18 protein-coding genes and 1 pseudogene are annotated in these 15780 nt (G+C 65.0%); 2 read left to right on the top strand and 17 right to left on the bottom strand.

All coding sequences use genetic code 11. The features are described from left to right. The first annotated feature begins 12 nt into the window (after positions 1 to 12). Positions 13 to 1587 carry an alpha/beta hydrolase gene (locus SynTAK9802_RS09170; protein ID WP_186498161.1) on the top strand — a complete coding sequence of 525 codons (1575 nt, stop codon included), beginning with the start codon at positions 13 to 15 and terminating at the stop codon, positions 1585 to 1587. Here SynTAK9802_RS09170 and SynTAK9802_RS09165 read toward each other — a convergent pair. The 13 genes from SynTAK9802_RS09165 to SynTAK9802_RS09105 all read right to left on the bottom strand — a co-directional run bounded on the left by SynTAK9802_RS09165 (position 1581) and on the right by SynTAK9802_RS09105 (position 12716). Next, a complete protein-coding gene (locus SynTAK9802_RS09165) occupies positions 1581 to 2600 on the bottom strand; it encodes an ABC transporter permease (protein WP_186495843.1) in 1020 nt (339 codons plus the stop codon). The genes SynTAK9802_RS09170 and SynTAK9802_RS09165 overlap by 7 nt on opposite strands. Then, positions 2600 to 4174 (bottom strand): ABC transporter substrate-binding protein, encoded by a 1575-nt coding sequence (locus SynTAK9802_RS09160; protein ID WP_186498159.1) that lies wholly within the window; start codon positions 4172 to 4174, stop codon positions 2600 to 2602. Before SynTAK9802_RS09160 ends, SynTAK9802_RS09165 begins: the two co-directional genes overlap by 1 nt. A gap of 88 nt (positions 4175 to 4262) precedes the next feature. Continuing rightward, entirely contained in the window at positions 4263 to 4499 is a 237-nt protein-coding gene (locus SynTAK9802_RS09155; RefSeq protein WP_186495842.1) for a hypothetical protein, read from the bottom strand. Between the two features lie 101 nt (positions 4500 to 4600). Then, on the bottom strand, positions 4601 to 5908 hold the full coding sequence (locus SynTAK9802_RS09150; protein WP_186495841.1) for a homoserine dehydrogenase: 1308 nt from the start codon (positions 5906 to 5908) through the stop codon (positions 4601 to 4603). A 93-nt stretch (positions 5909 to 6001) separates the two neighbouring features. Further along, positions 6002 to 6424, bottom strand: a complete 423-nt coding sequence (locus SynTAK9802_RS09145; RefSeq protein WP_114988587.1) for a SufE family protein — start codon at positions 6422 to 6424, stop codon at positions 6002 to 6004. 7 nt (positions 6425 to 6431) lie between these two features. Then, positions 6432 to 6851, bottom strand: coding sequence for a hypothetical protein (locus SynTAK9802_RS09140; protein WP_255487739.1), 420 nt, complete (start codon positions 6849 to 6851; stop codon positions 6432 to 6434). 35 nt (positions 6852 to 6886) lie between these two features. After that, positions 6887 to 7435, bottom strand: a complete 549-nt coding sequence (locus SynTAK9802_RS09135) for a 5-formyltetrahydrofolate cyclo-ligase (protein ID WP_186495839.1) — start codon at positions 7433 to 7435, stop codon at positions 6887 to 6889. Then, positions 7432 to 7896 (bottom strand): crossover junction endodeoxyribonuclease RuvC, encoded by a 465-nt coding sequence (gene ruvC / locus SynTAK9802_RS09130; protein WP_115161318.1) that lies wholly within the window; start codon positions 7894 to 7896, stop codon positions 7432 to 7434. The genes SynTAK9802_RS09135 and ruvC overlap by 4 nt, the downstream gene beginning before the upstream one ends. Positions 7897 to 7914: 18 nt before the next feature. Further along, positions 7915 to 9003, bottom strand: coding sequence for a magnesium chelatase ATPase subunit I (gene bchI, locus SynTAK9802_RS09125; RefSeq protein ID WP_186495838.1), 1089 nt, complete (start codon positions 9001 to 9003; stop codon positions 7915 to 7917). A gap of 20 nt (positions 9004 to 9023) precedes the next feature. Then, positions 9024 to 10376, bottom strand: coding sequence for a DUF3370 domain-containing protein (locus SynTAK9802_RS09120; protein WP_186495837.1), 1353 nt, complete (start codon positions 10374 to 10376; stop codon positions 9024 to 9026). After that, entirely contained in the window at positions 10373 to 11518 is a 1146-nt protein-coding gene (locus tag SynTAK9802_RS09115; RefSeq protein ID WP_186495836.1) for a serine hydrolase, read from the bottom strand. The genes SynTAK9802_RS09120 and SynTAK9802_RS09115 overlap by 4 nt, the downstream gene beginning before the upstream one ends. A 28-nt stretch (positions 11519 to 11546) precedes the next feature. Further along, the gene (locus SynTAK9802_RS09110) at positions 11547 to 12293 is read right to left on the bottom strand and encodes an RNA methyltransferase (protein ID WP_186495835.1); all 747 of its coding nucleotides are present in this window, start codon (positions 12291 to 12293) and stop codon (positions 11547 to 11549) included. A 9-nt stretch (positions 12294 to 12302) separates the two neighbouring features. Beyond that, a complete protein-coding gene (locus tag SynTAK9802_RS09105) occupies positions 12303 to 12716 on the bottom strand; it encodes a c-type cytochrome (RefSeq protein ID WP_025362444.1) in 414 nt (137 codons plus the stop codon). 56 nt (positions 12717 to 12772) lie between these two features. Between SynTAK9802_RS09105 and petG the strand changes: the two genes are divergently transcribed. Next, on the top strand, positions 12773 to 12889 hold the full coding sequence (gene petG, locus SynTAK9802_RS12645) for a cytochrome b6-f complex subunit V (RefSeq protein ID WP_071823076.1): 117 nt from the start codon (positions 12773 to 12775) through the stop codon (positions 12887 to 12889). Between the two features lie 10 nt (positions 12890 to 12899). Here the strand turns inward: petG and rsmD are convergent. From rsmD to SynTAK9802_RS09085, 4 genes and pseudogenes are all read right to left on the bottom strand, one after another. Continuing rightward, positions 12900 to 13439, bottom strand: a pseudogene (rsmD, locus tag SynTAK9802_RS09100) (16S rRNA (guanine(966)-N(2))-methyltransferase RsmD); the annotation flags it as partial. After that, entirely contained in the window at positions 13436 to 14077 is a 642-nt protein-coding gene (gene hisH, locus SynTAK9802_RS09095) for an imidazole glycerol phosphate synthase subunit HisH (RefSeq protein ID WP_186495833.1), read from the bottom strand. The gene hisH and the pseudogene rsmD, both read right to left, overlap by 4 nt. A gap of 26 nt (positions 14078 to 14103) precedes the next feature. Beyond that, positions 14104 to 14427: a thioredoxin gene (gene trxA / locus SynTAK9802_RS09090; protein ID WP_186495832.1), complete on the bottom strand. Its 324-nt coding sequence runs from the start codon at positions 14425 to 14427 to the stop codon at positions 14104 to 14106. A gap of 180 nt (positions 14428 to 14607) precedes the next feature. Next, on the bottom strand, positions 14608 to 15771 hold the full coding sequence (locus SynTAK9802_RS09085; RefSeq protein ID WP_115081876.1) for a GuaB3 family IMP dehydrogenase-related protein: 1164 nt from the start codon (positions 15769 to 15771) through the stop codon (positions 14608 to 14610). Between the last annotated feature and the right edge of the window lie 9 nt (positions 15772 to 15780).

The following is a 15780-nucleotide window of genomic DNA, read 5'->3' as shown; positions in this document are numbered from 1 at the left end:
CGATGCATCTCGATGGGCTTGATGGGCAGTCTGCTGCTCAGCACGTGCGGATCGTGGCCTGTTGGCTCCACAGAACGTGTGGAGGTCAAGATCGACGGCGTGGTTCTTCCGGTTTCGGTGGAGGAACTCGGAGCCTTTGTTCGCTCGCCGACGGCCGATCGAGCGCAGCTCTCGCGATCGGAGTTGTCCACCTGGATGGGGCTTCTCGCGCCCGAGAGTCGCGAGGGGCTGATCCGTCTGCTCCAGGCTCCGGTGCTCTCCCGCCGCAGCCTCGGGCGTCAGCTGCTCAGCAGCTGGGGAGCGGGGCCGCTACTGGATGCCCTGGGGGAATTGATCCGCGTGGAGGACGGACAGCGCATCAACCGTTCGCTGGTGCTCTCCACGCTGGAGCAGCTGCTCGAACGGCAGGAAACCGTTTCAACGCTGGATGTGTTGGAGGCGTTGCCCACCCCGCAGTTGCGTCTTGATCTGGATGCGTTGATGGCTGCTGCAAACCGCTGGCGGTTGGAATTGAAGCGTCACCAGTCCCTAATGCGGGCTTTGGCTCAGGAGGAGGCTCGGTTGCAGCCCCTGCAGGGCAGGGAGCGTTCTGCCTCGGCTGATGCGCCCCGTCACGCAACGCTTGCGGTGAGCCATCGTTCGCGGCCATTGCGGCTGGAACGTTGGATTCCCCAGTCGCCTCGTGCGGACCGGACCTGGGTTTTGATGATGCCGGGGCTGGGCGGGGACCCCAACCACTTCCACTGGCTGGCGCGTTCGCTGATGCAGGCGGGCTGGCCCGTGCTGGTGCTTGAGCATCCCGGCAGCGATGCCGCCGCTGTTCAGGGTTTGCTCGAGGGGCGGCAGTCGTTCGATGGTGCCGCAGCCCTTCGTGATCGCTTGGCTGACCTGGCGGCGGTGCTGGAGGCGCAGCAACGGGGCGATCTGAACATCCCCGGAAACGAGGTGGTGTTGATGGGGCATTCCCTGGGTGCCCTAACGGCTCTCCTGGCCAGTGGGGCGCAGCTGGTGCCAGGGATAGCCCAGCGCTGTGAAGCGGCCCTGGCGGGCTTGCCCCTCACCAACCTGTCGGAATTGCTTCAGTGTGAACTGGCGGCAGGCCGTGTGCTCGAGAGCAAAGCGATGGACCCGCCGCCCCGGGCGGTGGTGGGGCTCAACAGCTTTGGCGGGTTGATCTGGCCGCACCGCGCCAGTCGGGCGTTGCCGATTCCACTGTTGATGGTCGGTGGGACCCTTGATCTGATCACCCCTCCTCTGGATGAGCAGCTGGCTCTTTTGGCTGGATTGGCGGAACATCCCGACAGCCGGGTGGTGGTGGTTGAGGGGGCCAGTCACTTTTCGCCGATTCGTGTGGATGGCCAGGGAATGGCGTCAGAGGGGGATGACCTTTTCCGGCTCGGCGAAGAGTTGGTGGGCGTCAATCCCCTCAGCGTTCAACGGGTGATTGCCCATGAGGTCATCCGTTTCCTCGATTCCCTGAGCTCCACGTCACCCCGCAACGATGCGGTTCACCTGATGGATGCCAGTTCCAAGACGCGCTGGCATCGCTTGGGCCGTCGCAGGGCCCAGCAGCTGCTGGATCAGTAGCGCACCCGTGGATCGAGGCTGGCCACCAGCAGGTCAACGGCAACACTCACCAGCACCACCAGGGCGGCGATCACCACCACGATCCCCTGAACGACGGGGTAGTCCCTCTGGTTGATGGCTTCCTGCAGCCGCAAGGCAATGCCTGGCCAGGAGAAGGTCACTTCAATCAGCAGGGCTCCACCAATCAAGGAGGCCACGGTGATGCCAGCAATGGTGAGCACCGGCAGCAAGGCATTGGGCAACCCGTGGCGCAGGATCACCTGGCGCTCACTGAGGCCGCGGCTGCGCGCCGCTTCCACGTAGTCGCCGCGCAGGGTGCGTCGCAGGTTCAGTCGCAGGGCGGTCGTGAAGGTGCCGCTGAGCAGTAGGGCCAGGGTCCCCGCGGGCAGGATCAGGTGACGCACGGTGCCTCGAAACGCGTTCCAGTTGTTCTGCAGAGCGCTGTCCAGCAGGAAAAATCCGCTGCCCTCGGGGGGAAGAAGGCTGGGGGGGAAGCGCCCGCCCACCGGCAACCAGCCCAGGCTGACGGCGAACACCAGCTGCACCAGCATGGCCACCCAGAAGGGCGGCAGGGCATAGGTGCCCAATCCGTAGAGGCGTCCGCCTAAGTCGATCTTCCCCTCGGGCCGGGCAATGCCACTGAAGCCAATGCTCAGCCCCACCACGGCAGCCAACACCAAGGCGATCACGCTCAGCTCCAGGCTGGCGGGCAGGGTTTTGCCGATGATGGCTCGCACCGGCTCCTGGTTGATCAGGGCCTGCCCCAGATCGCCGTGGATCAATCCATTGAGATAGCTGAGGTACTGATCCAGCAACGATTGATCCAGGCCCAGCCGAGCCCGCATCGCGGCTTTGGCGGCGGCGGGGGCACGGCTGCCGAGCACCGCATCCACGGGATCCCCTGGGGCGACGCGCAGCAACAGGAACACCAGGCTGGCGATCAGCCACAACATCAATGGCGCCAGGGCGAGGCGGGTGGCGCTGTAGCGGGCGAGGTCTCGGGCGCGTCCCATTAGTTGTTCGTCGCTCCTTTCTTTGACGCTCCGTACTGGCGGCGCTCCAGCTCAGCGAGCATCAGCTGACCACTGCCATCAAATCGTGGAGGGTTGAGGTTCAGCTGGGCCCAGGCCCGAGGTGAATCCAGCCAGACGGGGATGTAGGCGGCACCGTCGGCGGAGAGATGGTCCACACGGTCCAGGGCGATGCGGCGGGCATCACCCGTCAGCGTGTCGGATTTCAGCAGGGCGGTCTGCAATCCGGGGGCACTCCAGAAGCTGCCGCTGATGGCTGCTTCTCCTTCTATGCAGATGTTGCCCCCCACCGAGGTGCAGCTCAACAGCGGCGTCAGATAGGCCTCCGGATCGGGGTAGCTGCCGCGCCAATCCAGCATCACGGCTTTGAAGGCACCTTCCCCCAGCTGGCGGTAGATGGTGGTGGATTCGACGCCATCGAGATCCAACACCAGGCAGTCCGAGAGGTCCCGTTGCACCTGGGCCTGCCAGGTGAGGGCCAGCAATTTGTCGGCGGGCACATTGGAGCGGAAGGTGAGCGGAAAGCGCAGGGTGCTGCCGTTGCAGTAGCCCGCTGCCTGCAGCAGCTCGCGGGCCTGCTCGGGGTTGTGTTCGGGCCAAGGGGCCATGGCGCTGCCGGCCAGGCTGGGGGGAACCAGTGCCCGCAGTGGACGGCGCAGCCCGTAGCTCACCCGTTCACTGATCTCGCTTCGGTTCAGGCTGACGGCCAGGGCCCGCCTGAGCTTGGGGTCCTGGAATGGCTCCCGGTTGCTCAGCAGGGTGATGTAGCCGATCTCCATCGCCGGACCCACCGACTCGTGCAGCTCCCCCGCGCTGGCCCGTTCATGCAGTGTGTGGCGCTGGTCCTCGTCGATCGAGGCGGAGAGCAGCAGATCCACCTCGCCACTGCGCAATGCCCCGTAGAGCGCCGTGGAGTTGCTCAGCGTGATCAGATCGACGCCGTTGTTGCGCGGCGCCTCACCCCAGTACTGGGCAAAGGGCTCCAAGCGTTGCTGATGTTCGCTGAAGCGGGTCAGTTTGTAGGGGCCTGTCCCCACAAAGCGGTCGTGCAGAAAACGGTCCTGATGGTTGCTGTAGGCCGTTGGTGAAATCGGGGTGAGGTTGATCGACGTCAGCAGGCCCTGCAGGGATGTGGAGGGGCGACTGAGGCGCAGCCGCAGGGTGTGGCTGTCGGCTTCCTCCACCGCCGCAATCCGGTCGCCCACCACATAGCTGAGGGTTCCGATTTCGAGGAAGCGCCGCAGGCTGAAGGCCATGGCTGCGGCATCGAACGGCGTTCCATCGTGGAATCGCACATCGGTGCGCAGGGGAACTGTGACGGTGCGACCGCCATCACTCAGAACCGGGGCCGAGGCCGCCAGGCGGGGTTCCAGGGAGCCATTCCGCTTCAGGCGATAGAGCGGATCCCCCAGGGCGCTGATCAGCTGCGTGGCGCCGAGGGTGCTGGCCTGGGCTGGATCCAGGGAGCTGATTCGGCCCGCTGAGGCCACCGTGATGCGGCTGGTGGGGGGCGGGGCCTGACACCCCATCTGGGTGATGGTGAGGGCCAGGGCCATCAGCGCGCCACCGCACGTCCATCTCGTGGGGCGATCGGTGCGCTTCAACGGGCCTCAATCAACACGGGTCGGCCCATTCAACAGGGACTTAACCGACCTGGCGAATCCTTTCCAACGAGATTTCGAACACCGGTGAGCCCTCGTTGCTCTGTAAGGGCCAGCGGCGCACCCAGCAGCGGTCGTGGTCACCATCCACGCCGATCACTTGATAGGTGTCGTCGTCACTGTCGAGATTGACGCAATCTCCCTGGTGCACCGTCATCGGATTGACCCCCTCCTCTAGGGGGCAGCCTTGAGCGGGACTTGAACAAGCGAGGTTCTGCATGAACCGTTTCGAGCACAGATCTGAGGATTCAGGTCTGTGCCGTGAAAGTTCTTGACACTCTGACGCACGCCAGGGGGCATTCGCCAGGGCGGAAGCTCTCCTTAGAGGCAGCCGAGGTGAGCAGCGAGGCCAGACACCTCCGGCAAAGCCTGGATGGCGTCCAGGGCTTCATTCATCTGGCGTTGGCTCACTTCATGGGTGATGACAACGATCTCGGCGCCGGCGTCGCTGGCATTGAACTGCACGATCGACTGGATCGACACGTTGCGTTCACCGAAGCAGCCACCCACCTTGCCGATCACGCCGGGGGCGTCTTTTGTCTTGAAACGCACATAGTGGCGTTGGCGAATGTCGCCTGAGTCGACCAGAGCGCATGGGCGCCAGCTGCTGGCGGCCAGCAGGGGATCCACGTTCCCGGGACCTTCACTGGCCTGGCGGATGCCAGCGATGTTGAGGATGTCGGCCACCACCGCAGAGGCGGTCGGGCCGGCTCCCGCACCGGGGCCGTAGAACATCACCCGGCCGATGGGGTCACCTTCCACAAGGATGGCGTTGTTGACGCCGTTCACGCCGGCCAGGGGGTGGTCCTTGGGAACCAGCGTGGGCTGCACCCGCAGGGAGAGGGGCAGGGGATCGCCGCTTTCCGCCATGCGCTCGGCCACCGCCAGCAGCTTCACGCCGTAGCCCAATTGATTGGCGTAATCCACATCCACGCCCTGCAGGCCACTGATGCCGTCGGTGGGAACGGCAGCGCGATCCACGTTGCCGCCGAAGGCCAGAGTCGCAAGGATCGCGATCTTGTCGGCCGCATCAAGACCGTCCACATCCGCTGCCGGATCGGCTTCGGCGTAGCCCAGCTCCTGGGCATCCTTGAGCACCGCGTCATAGGCGGCCCCCTCCTCAGCCATGCGGGTGAGGATGTAGTTGGTGGTGCCGTTGATGATGCCGCTGACGCGGTTGATGCGGTTGCCCCCCAGGGACTGCTTCAGTGGCTCAATGATGGGAATGCCGCCACCAACGGCGGCCTCGATCAGCACGTACACCCCGGCGGCGGCCGCGGCTTCAGCGATTTCCTGACCGTGGCGTGCGATCACGGCCTTGTTGGCGGTCACCACGGATTTGCCGGCTGCAATCGCCTGGAGAATCAGGCTGCGGGCCGGCTCCAGACCACCGATCACCTCCACCACCACGTCCACGGCTGGGTCCTGAATCACCGCCGATGGGTCGGTGGTCAGCAGGCTTTCGTCCAGGGCCACGGGCCGGGGGCGGTTCAGATCGCGGACGGCAACGCGGATCAGCTCCAGTTCACCCACCAGCGGGTGACGTTCGCTGGGGTTCTGGAGGATCGATGCCACTCCACCGCCAACCGTGCCCAGTCCCAGCAGACCCACGCCGACCTTTGCTGCCATCCCCTGTGATCTGTGTTGGAACGTTTGCGAGTGACTCTATGTATTGACGTGATTCGGCTTCTGTTCCTGTCCCTGTCCTGATCAGCGCTTGGGTCAGCTGTCCAGTTGACGGGCTTGCTCCTGCATGGCCAGGAGGATGTTGAGGAAGCCATTGGCGCGTGAGGGCGTCAGGCTGGCCTGCAGGCCTGTTGCCGCAATGAAGGCCGGGTCCACCGCCTGTACCTGGGCCGGCGTCAATCCATCCAGCCCTTGGATCAACAACGCCAGCAGTCCCTTGGTGATCAGCGCATCGGAGTCCCCCTGCCAGCGCATCACTCCTTCATCGAGGGCACCCCGCACAAACACCTGCGACACACATCCCTTCACCTTGATGTCGTCGGTCTGCTCCTCGGCCGGCATGGGTGCGAGCTTCTTGGCCAACCAGAGCACGTACTCATAGCGGCGCTTTGGATCGGCGGTGCCGCCCAGGCGCTCCACCATCCGGTCGAGGGCATCACTGCCGGTGCTGGTGGCCATGCGGGGCTCAGTCGTTTCGACGTCGCACGCTAACCAGCAGCCCCACCATCACCAGGCTGAAGGGGAACATGACCACCTCGTTCAGATCCACTTCGCCGTCTTGAACGGGAAGTTCGAGGTAGTCGCGGTGGCCTGGACCACCGTCCACCTGGAGATCAACGGTGCCGTTGCCCACGCTGCTGAGATCGAGGCTCAGGCGTCCCTCGGCATCGGTGCGGCCCAGTTCCTGCCCTGGCGTGCCATCGGCATTGAGCAGGCGAACAACGGCCCCCTGGGTGGGCTCACCGTTGGAAAAGCTGCTGCTCAATTGCAGATCGCCATCGAGATACTGCAGAGCACTTTCGATCTGATGGGCTTTGGCAGGGGCCAGCAGCGCGCCCTGCAGCACTGAGCCGAGCAGAAGCAGTGGAGCCAGCAGACGCAGCATGGAAGGGCGATCAATGGTTCCCATGATGCGGCCCCTCAGGCGGGCCGACCAGCACCCTGTTCCGTGATCCAGCCGGTGAACGGAACATCCCAGGGCTCGCGGGGCAACGCCTCGGCCGCAAGGCAGGCTGAGGGGAGAACCACCCAGGCCGGCACGGCAGCCCAGGCGGGATCAGCCCTGAGCCGGTCGTAATACCCACCGCCGTAGCCCAGGCGGATTCCCGCGCCGTCCACCGCAAGCGCCGGCACCAGCAGCAGCGCCAGTTGATCGGGTTTCAGAGCATCTCCTGTGGCAGGAGCGGGAATGCCGCAGCCATCGGGCCGAAGCGGTTCCTCACACCAGCTTCGGTAGATGAGCCTGCCGTTGCCATCGGCCACCGGCAAGGCCAAGGGCGGATGGGGACCCTCCCGCAGCTGCCGTAAATCCGCTTCCCCCGGAAGGGGCCAGTAGACCCCCACATGGCGGTTACTGCAGTTGGACTGGTCGATCAGCGCCGCCACGGCGTTCTGGATGGATCGCGTGGCGGCTTCCCCCAGATGACGCTGGGCTTTGAAGTGACGGCGCAGGGTTGGCTTGTTGCTCATCGCTGCAACCAGGCCGTCAGTGCTACCGCCAGGGCATCGGCCGCATCGTCCGGGCGGGGCGGTTCCTCCAGGTTCAACTCCCGCATCACCGCCTCCAGCACTTCATCCTTCTCGGCATGGCCGAACCCCGCCACGGCGAGTTTGATCTGCATGGGTGGGAACTCCACCATCGGTATCTTGAAGCGGGCCAGGGTCATCACCACCACGCCACGCGCCTGCACCACGTTGATGGTGTTGCTGGATCGGTAGAAGAAAAACTTCTCCACGGCCGCCAGTTCCGGGCGCCAGATCCGGATCAGCTGGCGCAGGTCGCCAGCAATCTCCACCATGCGATCACCGTCAGAGCGACCGGAATCGGTCTGGATGATGCCGCAATCGAGCATGCGCTGGCATCCGTCCTGAATGTCGATCACCCCATAGCCCACCCGGGCGAGGCCCGGGTCGATGCCGAGGATCCGCATGGGCTGATTGTGGGGGGATCAGGCGGCGAGGGCCAGTTCGAAATCAGCGCGGTCGCTGCTCTCGCTGCGCTCAAACACCTTGCAGAACACTTTCACCACGCGGTCGCCCGAATCCACCTGCTCCAGGGGGTCCTTACGCAGCCGGTGACGCAGGCAGCAGGAGGCCACGCGGGCCACGTCTTCCTCGCTCACTTCCGTGCGTCCCTCGAAGGCGGCCAGGGCCCGCGCGGCACGGTTGGTGACGATGTCACCCCGCAGACCATCCACATCCAGCTCGCCGCAGACGGCGGAGATGCGCAGGCGCAGGTCCTCATCGATGGTCACCTGACCGAGGCGTTGCTGTGCCTCCACCACCCGCTGTTGCAGGGCGTTTTGGTTGCCCTCCACGGCGGTGCTGAAGCCATCGGGGTCGCTGTCGAAGGAGGTGCGCTGGTCCACCACCTGCACCCGCAGTTCCGGATCACGCACGGTGCGCACTTCCACGCTCATGCCGAAACGGTCGAGCAGCTGGGGGCGGAGTTCGCCTTCCTCGGGGTTGCCGGAGCCGATCAACACGAAACGCGCGGGGTGACGCACGGAGACGCCTTCTCGTTCCACGGTGTTCCAGCCGGAGGCGGCGGAGTCGAGCAGCACGTCGACGAGGTGGTCGTCGAGCAGGTTCACCTCATCCACGTAGAGCAGGCCGCGGTTGGCCTTCGCCAGCAGGCCGGGCTCAAAGGCGCGCACGCCTTCGCTCAGGGCTTTCTCGATGTCGATGGTGCCGCAGAGGCGGTCTTCCGTTGCACCGAGGGGCAGGTCCACCATCGGCACCTGCCGCTGTTCGGTACTCAGGGTTTCCCCCTGCTGCATCCGCTCGCGCACCTCACTGCTCTGCAGGTCGGGATCGCTGGCCGAGCTGTTGTATGGATCTCCAGCGACAACGTCGATGTCCGGCAGCAGATCAGCCAGGGCACGGATCGTGGTGGATTTGCCGGTGCCACGGTCTCCCATGATCATCACGCCGCCGATGCGCGGATCGATCACGTTGAGAAGCAGGGCCAGCTTCATCTCCTCTTGACCGATCACCGCAGTGAAGGGGAAGACCCTGCGCTTCCGGGGTGCAGTCACGAGCAATTCTCTAGGCGTGCTCAGGATTGTTTCACAGGCTGCACGGTGATGACCTGCGGTGGCGTGGCATCAGCGGGATAGATCAGGCGAACGCGCACCTGCTTGGCCTCCCCTGGCTTGAGCATCAGCTGTCCCAAGGACGGCCCCTGCTGCCCCTGGCGCAGCACCAGGTGCTGGGTCTGGCGCCCCTTGGAACCACCCTCGGGATCCTCCAGACCCGTGGTCTGCACAGGCCCGCGGAACATCACTGGACCGTTGAGGTCATCGCGGAAGCGCAGCAGAGAGGTGGTGCTGTTGCCTTTGAGGGGCGAATCCAGCGACAGCTGAAGCGTGACCGCAGATGAACCGGTGTTTTTCAGCGGCAGGGTGAGGTCGTATTCCACCCCGTAGTTGCCATGGGCCGCCCAGGCGGTGCCGGGATAAAAGCGTTTGAGTTCCGCGGTTTGCACCTGGTTGGTGGCGAGGGTGCCGCGCTCCAGGCTGCTGATCGGCCAGGAGATGGGGGCCTTGGGTGCGGCCAGCACCGGACTGCCCGGGTCGGTGATGCGGGCCCGCCAGCTGCTGCCGATCTGAACACCGCTCACCCGGGAGTAAATGATCTTGCCCTTGCTGCCCCGTGGGGTGGGTTGATGCTCCTTGCGGCTCATGCGCTGGTCCTTGAGCAGCTGCAGCCAGTGCTGTTCCCTTGGAGCCTTCCCGTCCTTGCCATGGGCGGCCAGGGTGGCCATGGCCACAGGGCCGGAGCTGTGGAAGCGCAGTTGCAGGTTGCGGCCGTTGAGCAGGGGATCGAGACCGGCCACGGGAATGGGCAGCAGCAACAGCTGTGTGGCTGCCCCGGGAGCCAGGGTCCAGCGGCGGTTGGTGAGTTCCGCTGCGCGGCGGCCGGCCAACAGATCTCCGGCCACACGGCTGCCGGGGCCAGACGCCACCACGTCGGTGGTTTCCGGCATCAGGCTCGGCAAAGGAAGAAAGGGGGCCTGGGTCTGGCCGGGCCCTGTGGCCTGCGAGAGCGAAGTGCTGCCCGAGAGCAGCTGCAGGGTCACGGGAGCATTCCCCAGCGGAGCTGCAAGCACCGCCAGCCACAGGGTTGAGCTGGGGCTGCCCTCCGCATCACCGGCATACACGTGGTGGCTGAACAGGTCGAAGCGACCGTTCAGCACCACCGGAACCGACGCCGCCTTCCCATCGGGGAAGGTTGAGATCAGGATGCCGTCGTCATCGATCAGTTCGGGGTTGTTGTCGTTCACCATCAACACGCTGTCGAGGCCTCCCGGCAGGGGGCGAACGCTCTGCTGACGCTCAATCACCTCCGCAGCGCCGGGCATGGTTGAAACAGCCAGCCAGGCAGCAGACAACAGCGGAGCGAGCTTCATGGCTTGGGCGGAACAGGGATGGATTTGAGGTGCTTTGCCATGGCAGCGGCGAGCTGACGGATCAGTTCGGTGGATCGGGGGTCATTGAAGGGGCCCTCCACCAGAAATCCCGCCACAGCGCGTCGTCCGTCGGGGAGTTCGATCAGCCCGGCATCGGCGTAGGCGATGCCGATGTCACCTGTTTTGTTGTAAACGCGGTATCCCTTGCGGGCCAGGCTTGCGTCCGGTTCGCCCTGGGCGCCACCGAGGCCGCGCATCAAGCCCCTGGGCAGCAGCGTATTGGTGATCGACGTGCCCATCACCTCGCGAAACAGATCCCGGCTGCGGGGAGCCAGCAGCTCACCGCTGTCAACCAAGGCGATGGCCCGGCTGAGATCTCTGGCACTGGTGGTGTTGGTTCCGTCGAGATCCGGCAGCCAGTTGTTCACCACGGTGGAGGGCAGGTCCAGCTCCTGAAAGCGGGCGTTGATCGCATCCATTCCCCCCGCCCGGGCAATCATCAGGTTGGTGGCGGAGTTGTCGCTCACCCGGATCATTTCCGTGGCCACCTCATGGGTGGGGAAGCGACTGCCCAGGGGCCGGGAGGCCATCCAACCGGCGCCGCCTCCCACCAGCTCCTCGGTAAGCGTGAGTGGTTCGTTCCACTGCAGTGTTCCCTGATCCAGCAGTTCCAGCACTGCGAGCAGGATCGGCGTCTTGATCGAGCTGGCGGCAGCCATCGGCCGTTCGGCCTGCATTGCCGCAAAGCGTCCGTCGTCGAGGATCAGCATGTAGGCGCTGGCCTGCAGATCGCTCTGTTGTGCGGCCAGCTCCAGCCAGCGCTCACTCAGCGCTCTGATTTCCTGCCTGGGAGCGAAGCGTGCCTGCTTCAGGCCCTTCGCCACGACAGAAGCAGGTTTCTTTCCTGCGGCGTTTTCAGTGCTGGGCGGCTCCACGGCGTCACCGAGCAGTGTGGTGATCAACGCTTGATCGGCCAGCCAGCTGGGCAGGGCGATCTCCTGTTGCTGAACGCGGGGCGCCAGCAGCCGCAGGCCGCTTCCGGTGAGCAGTCCAAGACCCACCCCCATCAACACCAGCCGCAGAATGAGCTGGGCCGGACCTTTCCAGCCGGCGGAGCGACGTGACGAACGACTGCTGCTCAACCTTTCAGCCGTGACTGTTCGGCAGAGATTAGGGGCGCTTGGCGCGGATGGCCCAGCGCAGTTGGCGCACCATTCCCCGCAGCAGAGCCACCTCCTCAGCGCGCACCGTGGCGCGTTGCAGCAGATCCCGCACCTTGGCCATGCGGGCGGCGGCGGTGTGCTCCAGCAGGAAACCGGCCTCCAGCAGCAGGTCAGTGGCGTCGTCAAGACAGGCTGAAAGCGCCTTGGCGGCTGCCGGGTCCGGCGATGGCGGCTCGATGCAGCGGGTTTCCGTGGTCCCGCTGTTGAGGCGGGCCAACTCATGCAGAACCACCGCCACGGCGTGGGAGAGATTCAGCGAGGGATAGGCCTCCCCGCTCTGCAGGCAGAGAACCCTCTGGCAGAGCCGCAGCTCACTGTTGCTGAGGCCGCGGTCTTCCCGTCCAAACACCAAGGCCACGGGGGCGTCTGAGTTGGAGCTGCTGCCATCGCTGGCCAGCAACCAACCCAGGGCCTGCTCGGGTGTTTGAAGGGGGATCTCGCCATGGTCCAGGCGTCCGCAACTGCCCACGGTGCGGCGGCAGTCATGGATGGCCGTCAGCAGGTCGGGAACCACCACGGCGCCCTGAAGCAGCGCCTGGCCGTGCACGGCCATCAGCATGGCCTCCTCGCTGAGGTGGTCACAGCGGGGGGCCACCAGCCGCAGCTCGCTCACCCCGAAATTGGCGCAGAGCCTTGCCACGCTTCCGATGTTCAGGGGGCCGGCCGGCTCCACCAGCACGACAACGGCATTCAAGGCAGCGGCTCAGCTGAGGGTGTGCAGGTAGGCCAGCAGGTCGGCCATCGATTGCGGTTCCATCTCAAAGCTCGGCATGGGGGGAGTTTCACCACTGATGATCTGGTGCACCAGAACGGGGTCTTTGAGTTGGTTGCTGACGCCCTGAAGTTGAGGGCCCACCAACCCCTGGCCGGCCAGGCCATGGCAGCCGGCGCAATTGATTCGGAACAGCTGGCCGCCGTGGTCAACGGCTCCCTGCAGCTCAAGGCTGGCCTTGATGTAGGGGTCCTGTTGGGCGCTGCCCAGTACCCAGAGCACCAGCACCACGCAGGCCGTGGCAGCCGACACCACGAGCGCGGCGATCAGGCCGCGACCCCGATCGCTCGAATCATTTGCATCAGCTGATGCCGATTCGGCCGCAATTCGTGACGGCTGGACCACAGACCCGGAGTTCCAATGAGAGAATTCTCCCTAATTCTGATTGCTGACGCGACGCGATGATCGAACCTTTGCTCTGCGGCATCGTTCTGGGTCTGATCCCCGTCACGCTGATGGGTCTATTCGTGGCGGCATGGAACCAGTACCGCCGTGGTGGTAGCGCTCTGGGGGGCTGAGCAGCATCACGCTGCTGATGCCGTAGCGGCGTTTATCCACCACTGTCCAATCTGAGCCCGGTTCTGGGTTCAGGTTTGAGCGGTGTTCACACACCACCAGAGAATCCTGGTGAAGCCAATTCCCCTCGGCAAGGGCGATCAGGCAGGGTTCGTAGAGGCCCTGGTCGTAGGGAGGGTCGAAATAGACGATGTCGAAGGGCTCCTGGCTCCAGCCCTTGCGCAGCCACGAGATCAGTTCCCGTCGTTCGGTGCGGATCTCCGGAGCCGGTGAACGGCTTGCCGCCACGACACTGAGGTTGCTGCGGCTGACGCGGATGCACTGCGGGTCTTGATCAACGGCCACCACACAGCGCGCCCCCCGCTGCAGGGCCTCACACCCCATCACGCCGCTGCCGCTGCAGAGGTCGAGCCAGCGACAGTCCTGCAGGTGCGGGGCAAGGATGTTCATCACCGCTTCGCGCACCCTGGAGGTGGTGGGCCGAGCCGTGCGACCCCCGGGGCTCAGCAGCCGTCGCCCCCCGCTGAGGCGCAGTTGCCCGCCACCGCTCATGGGCAGGGTGCAGCCCCGTTGCGCAGCCAGGTCAACCAGCGCTTTAGCATCTGTTCTCCAGCATCGGACGACTTCTCCGGATGGAACTGGCAAGCGCCGACGCGGCCCCGCCAGACCACAGCGGTCACCTCCTGATCGCCGAAGGGGGCCGAGGCCTTGAGGTCATTCCGATCGGTGGGAACAGCGGCGTAGCTGTGCACGAAATAGACCCACTCCGACGGGGCAACGCTGCTGAGCAGCGGGCAGCTGCCGTGATGCTTCAACGGAGCCCAGCCCATATGGGGGATGCGTTCGCCGCTGTTGCTGGGCAGGCGGTTCACCCGTCCGCCCAGGAGCCCGAGGCCTGGATCGCTGCCTTCATCGCTTTGCTCGAACAGCAATTGCAGGCCGAGGCAGATGCCGAGCAAGGGGCGATCCTCCTGGCCCCAGCGCAGCAGGTGGGGCACCAGTCCTGTGGCTCTGAGGTTGGCCATGGCCGGATCGAAGGAGCCGACCCCGGGCAGGATCAGCGCATCGACGCCCTCCAGATCATCGGCGTTATGGATAAGCGAGCAGCCCTGATCAAGCCGCTCGAGGCATTTCTCCACCGAGTGGAGATTGCCCATGCCGTAATCGATTAACCCGAGGTTCAGACTCAACCGGTTGATCTGTTCTGGAGACGGATTCAGAGGTACTTGGAAATGGTTCCTGACAGGGTTGCCTTGGGAACTGCCCCCACGACGGTGTCAACCTTCTGGCCGCCCTTGAACACCATCAGTGTCGGGATGCTGCGGATGCCGTACTGGCTGGCGACGTTGGGATTCTCGTCGGTGTTGAGCTTGAACACCTTGATCTGGCCGTCGAATTCCTTGGCGATCTCTTCGACGATAGGAGCCACCATGCGGCAGGGTCCGCACCAGGGTGCCCAGAAGTCCACGAGAACCGGCACTTCGCTCTGGAGCACGTCCTGCTCGAAGGATGCGTCGGTGACAGCAGCAGCGCTGGACATATGAGCAGGGGAATTTAGGGAGAATTTAGCAACGGTTTCGAGCGAAAACACAGCTCTTCCCTGCTGAGAAGGGAACTGTGACAGTCGCTCTCCACAAAGAGTGAAAGCCCGATCGCGCCGGGCCGGGAGGTGTGAGGAGTGTGTGGGCCGAAGCCCGCACAGCTCCAATTTAGCCCTGCCTTACTTGCCCATTCCGAGGTGCTGGGCCTTTTGGTAGACCTTGCCTTCCGTCAGCAGGGAGGGTGCCACGACCACCTCCACTTGCTGCATCTCTTTGATGGTTTGGGCGCCCAGGGTGCCCATGGATGTCTTCAGGCAGCCCAGCAGGTTGTGGGTGCCGTCGTCCAACTTGGCCGGGCCGCGCAGGATGCGTTCGATGCTGCCGGTGTTGCCCACATTGATGCGGGTGCCTCGGGGCAGCACCGGGCTTGGGGTGGCCATGCCCCAGTGGAAGCCCCGACCGGGAGCTTCCTCGGCACGGGCAATGGGGGAGCCGATCATCACGGCGTCGGCGCCGCAGGCGATGCACTTGCAGATGTCACCACCGGTGACGATGCCACCGTCGGCAACGATCGGCACGTAGCGACCGCTTTCCTTTTCGTAGTCGGCCCGGGCGGCAGCGCAGTCGGCCACTGCGGTGGCTTGGGGAATGCCCACACCGAGAACGCCACGGGAGGTGCAGGCGGCACCGGGGCCGATGCCCACCATTACGCCCGCTGCACCAGCCCGCATCAGCTGCAGGGCCACGTCGTAGGTGACGCAGTTGCCGATCACCACGGGAACGCCCATGTCGCGGCACAGGGCTTCCAGATCCAGGGTCTCCTGGCCTGCAGGGCCGGTGTGATCCGTGGAGACCACAGTGGCCTGCACGAAGAACAGGTCGGCTCCGGCTTCGGCGATGGCCTTGCCGAAACGCATGGCGGCCACCGGAGTGCCGCTAACGGCGGCGATGCCTCCCTGGGCCTTGATGTCCTGGATGCGTTTGCGGATCAGCGCCTCCTGAACCGGCTGGCTGTAGATCTCCTGCATCAGCGGGACGAACTCGTCCTTGCCGACGGCGGCGATGCGATCCAACACCTGGTTGGGGTCTTCGTAGCGGGTCTGAACACCCTCAAGGTTCAACACGCCGAGGGCGCCCAGTTGGGACAGGCGAACGGCCATGCCCACGTCCACCACGCCGTCCATGGCGCTGGCGATGATCGGGATCTCGCGCTCGATGCCGCCCAGGGTCCAACGGGTATCGGTGACCTCGGGGTCCACCGTGCGACCCCCAGGCACCAGGGCGATTTCATCGATTCCGTAGGCCCGGCGAACGGTCTTGGAGCGTCCGAGCTGAATGTCCACCGCGCGACT

The sequence above is a fragment of the Synechococcus sp. TAK9802 genome (assembly GCF_014279535.1).
GTDB lineage: Bacteria > Cyanobacteriota > Cyanobacteriia > PCC-6307 > Cyanobiaceae > Parasynechococcus.
This window is presented reverse-complemented; position numbering and strand designations above follow the sequence as displayed.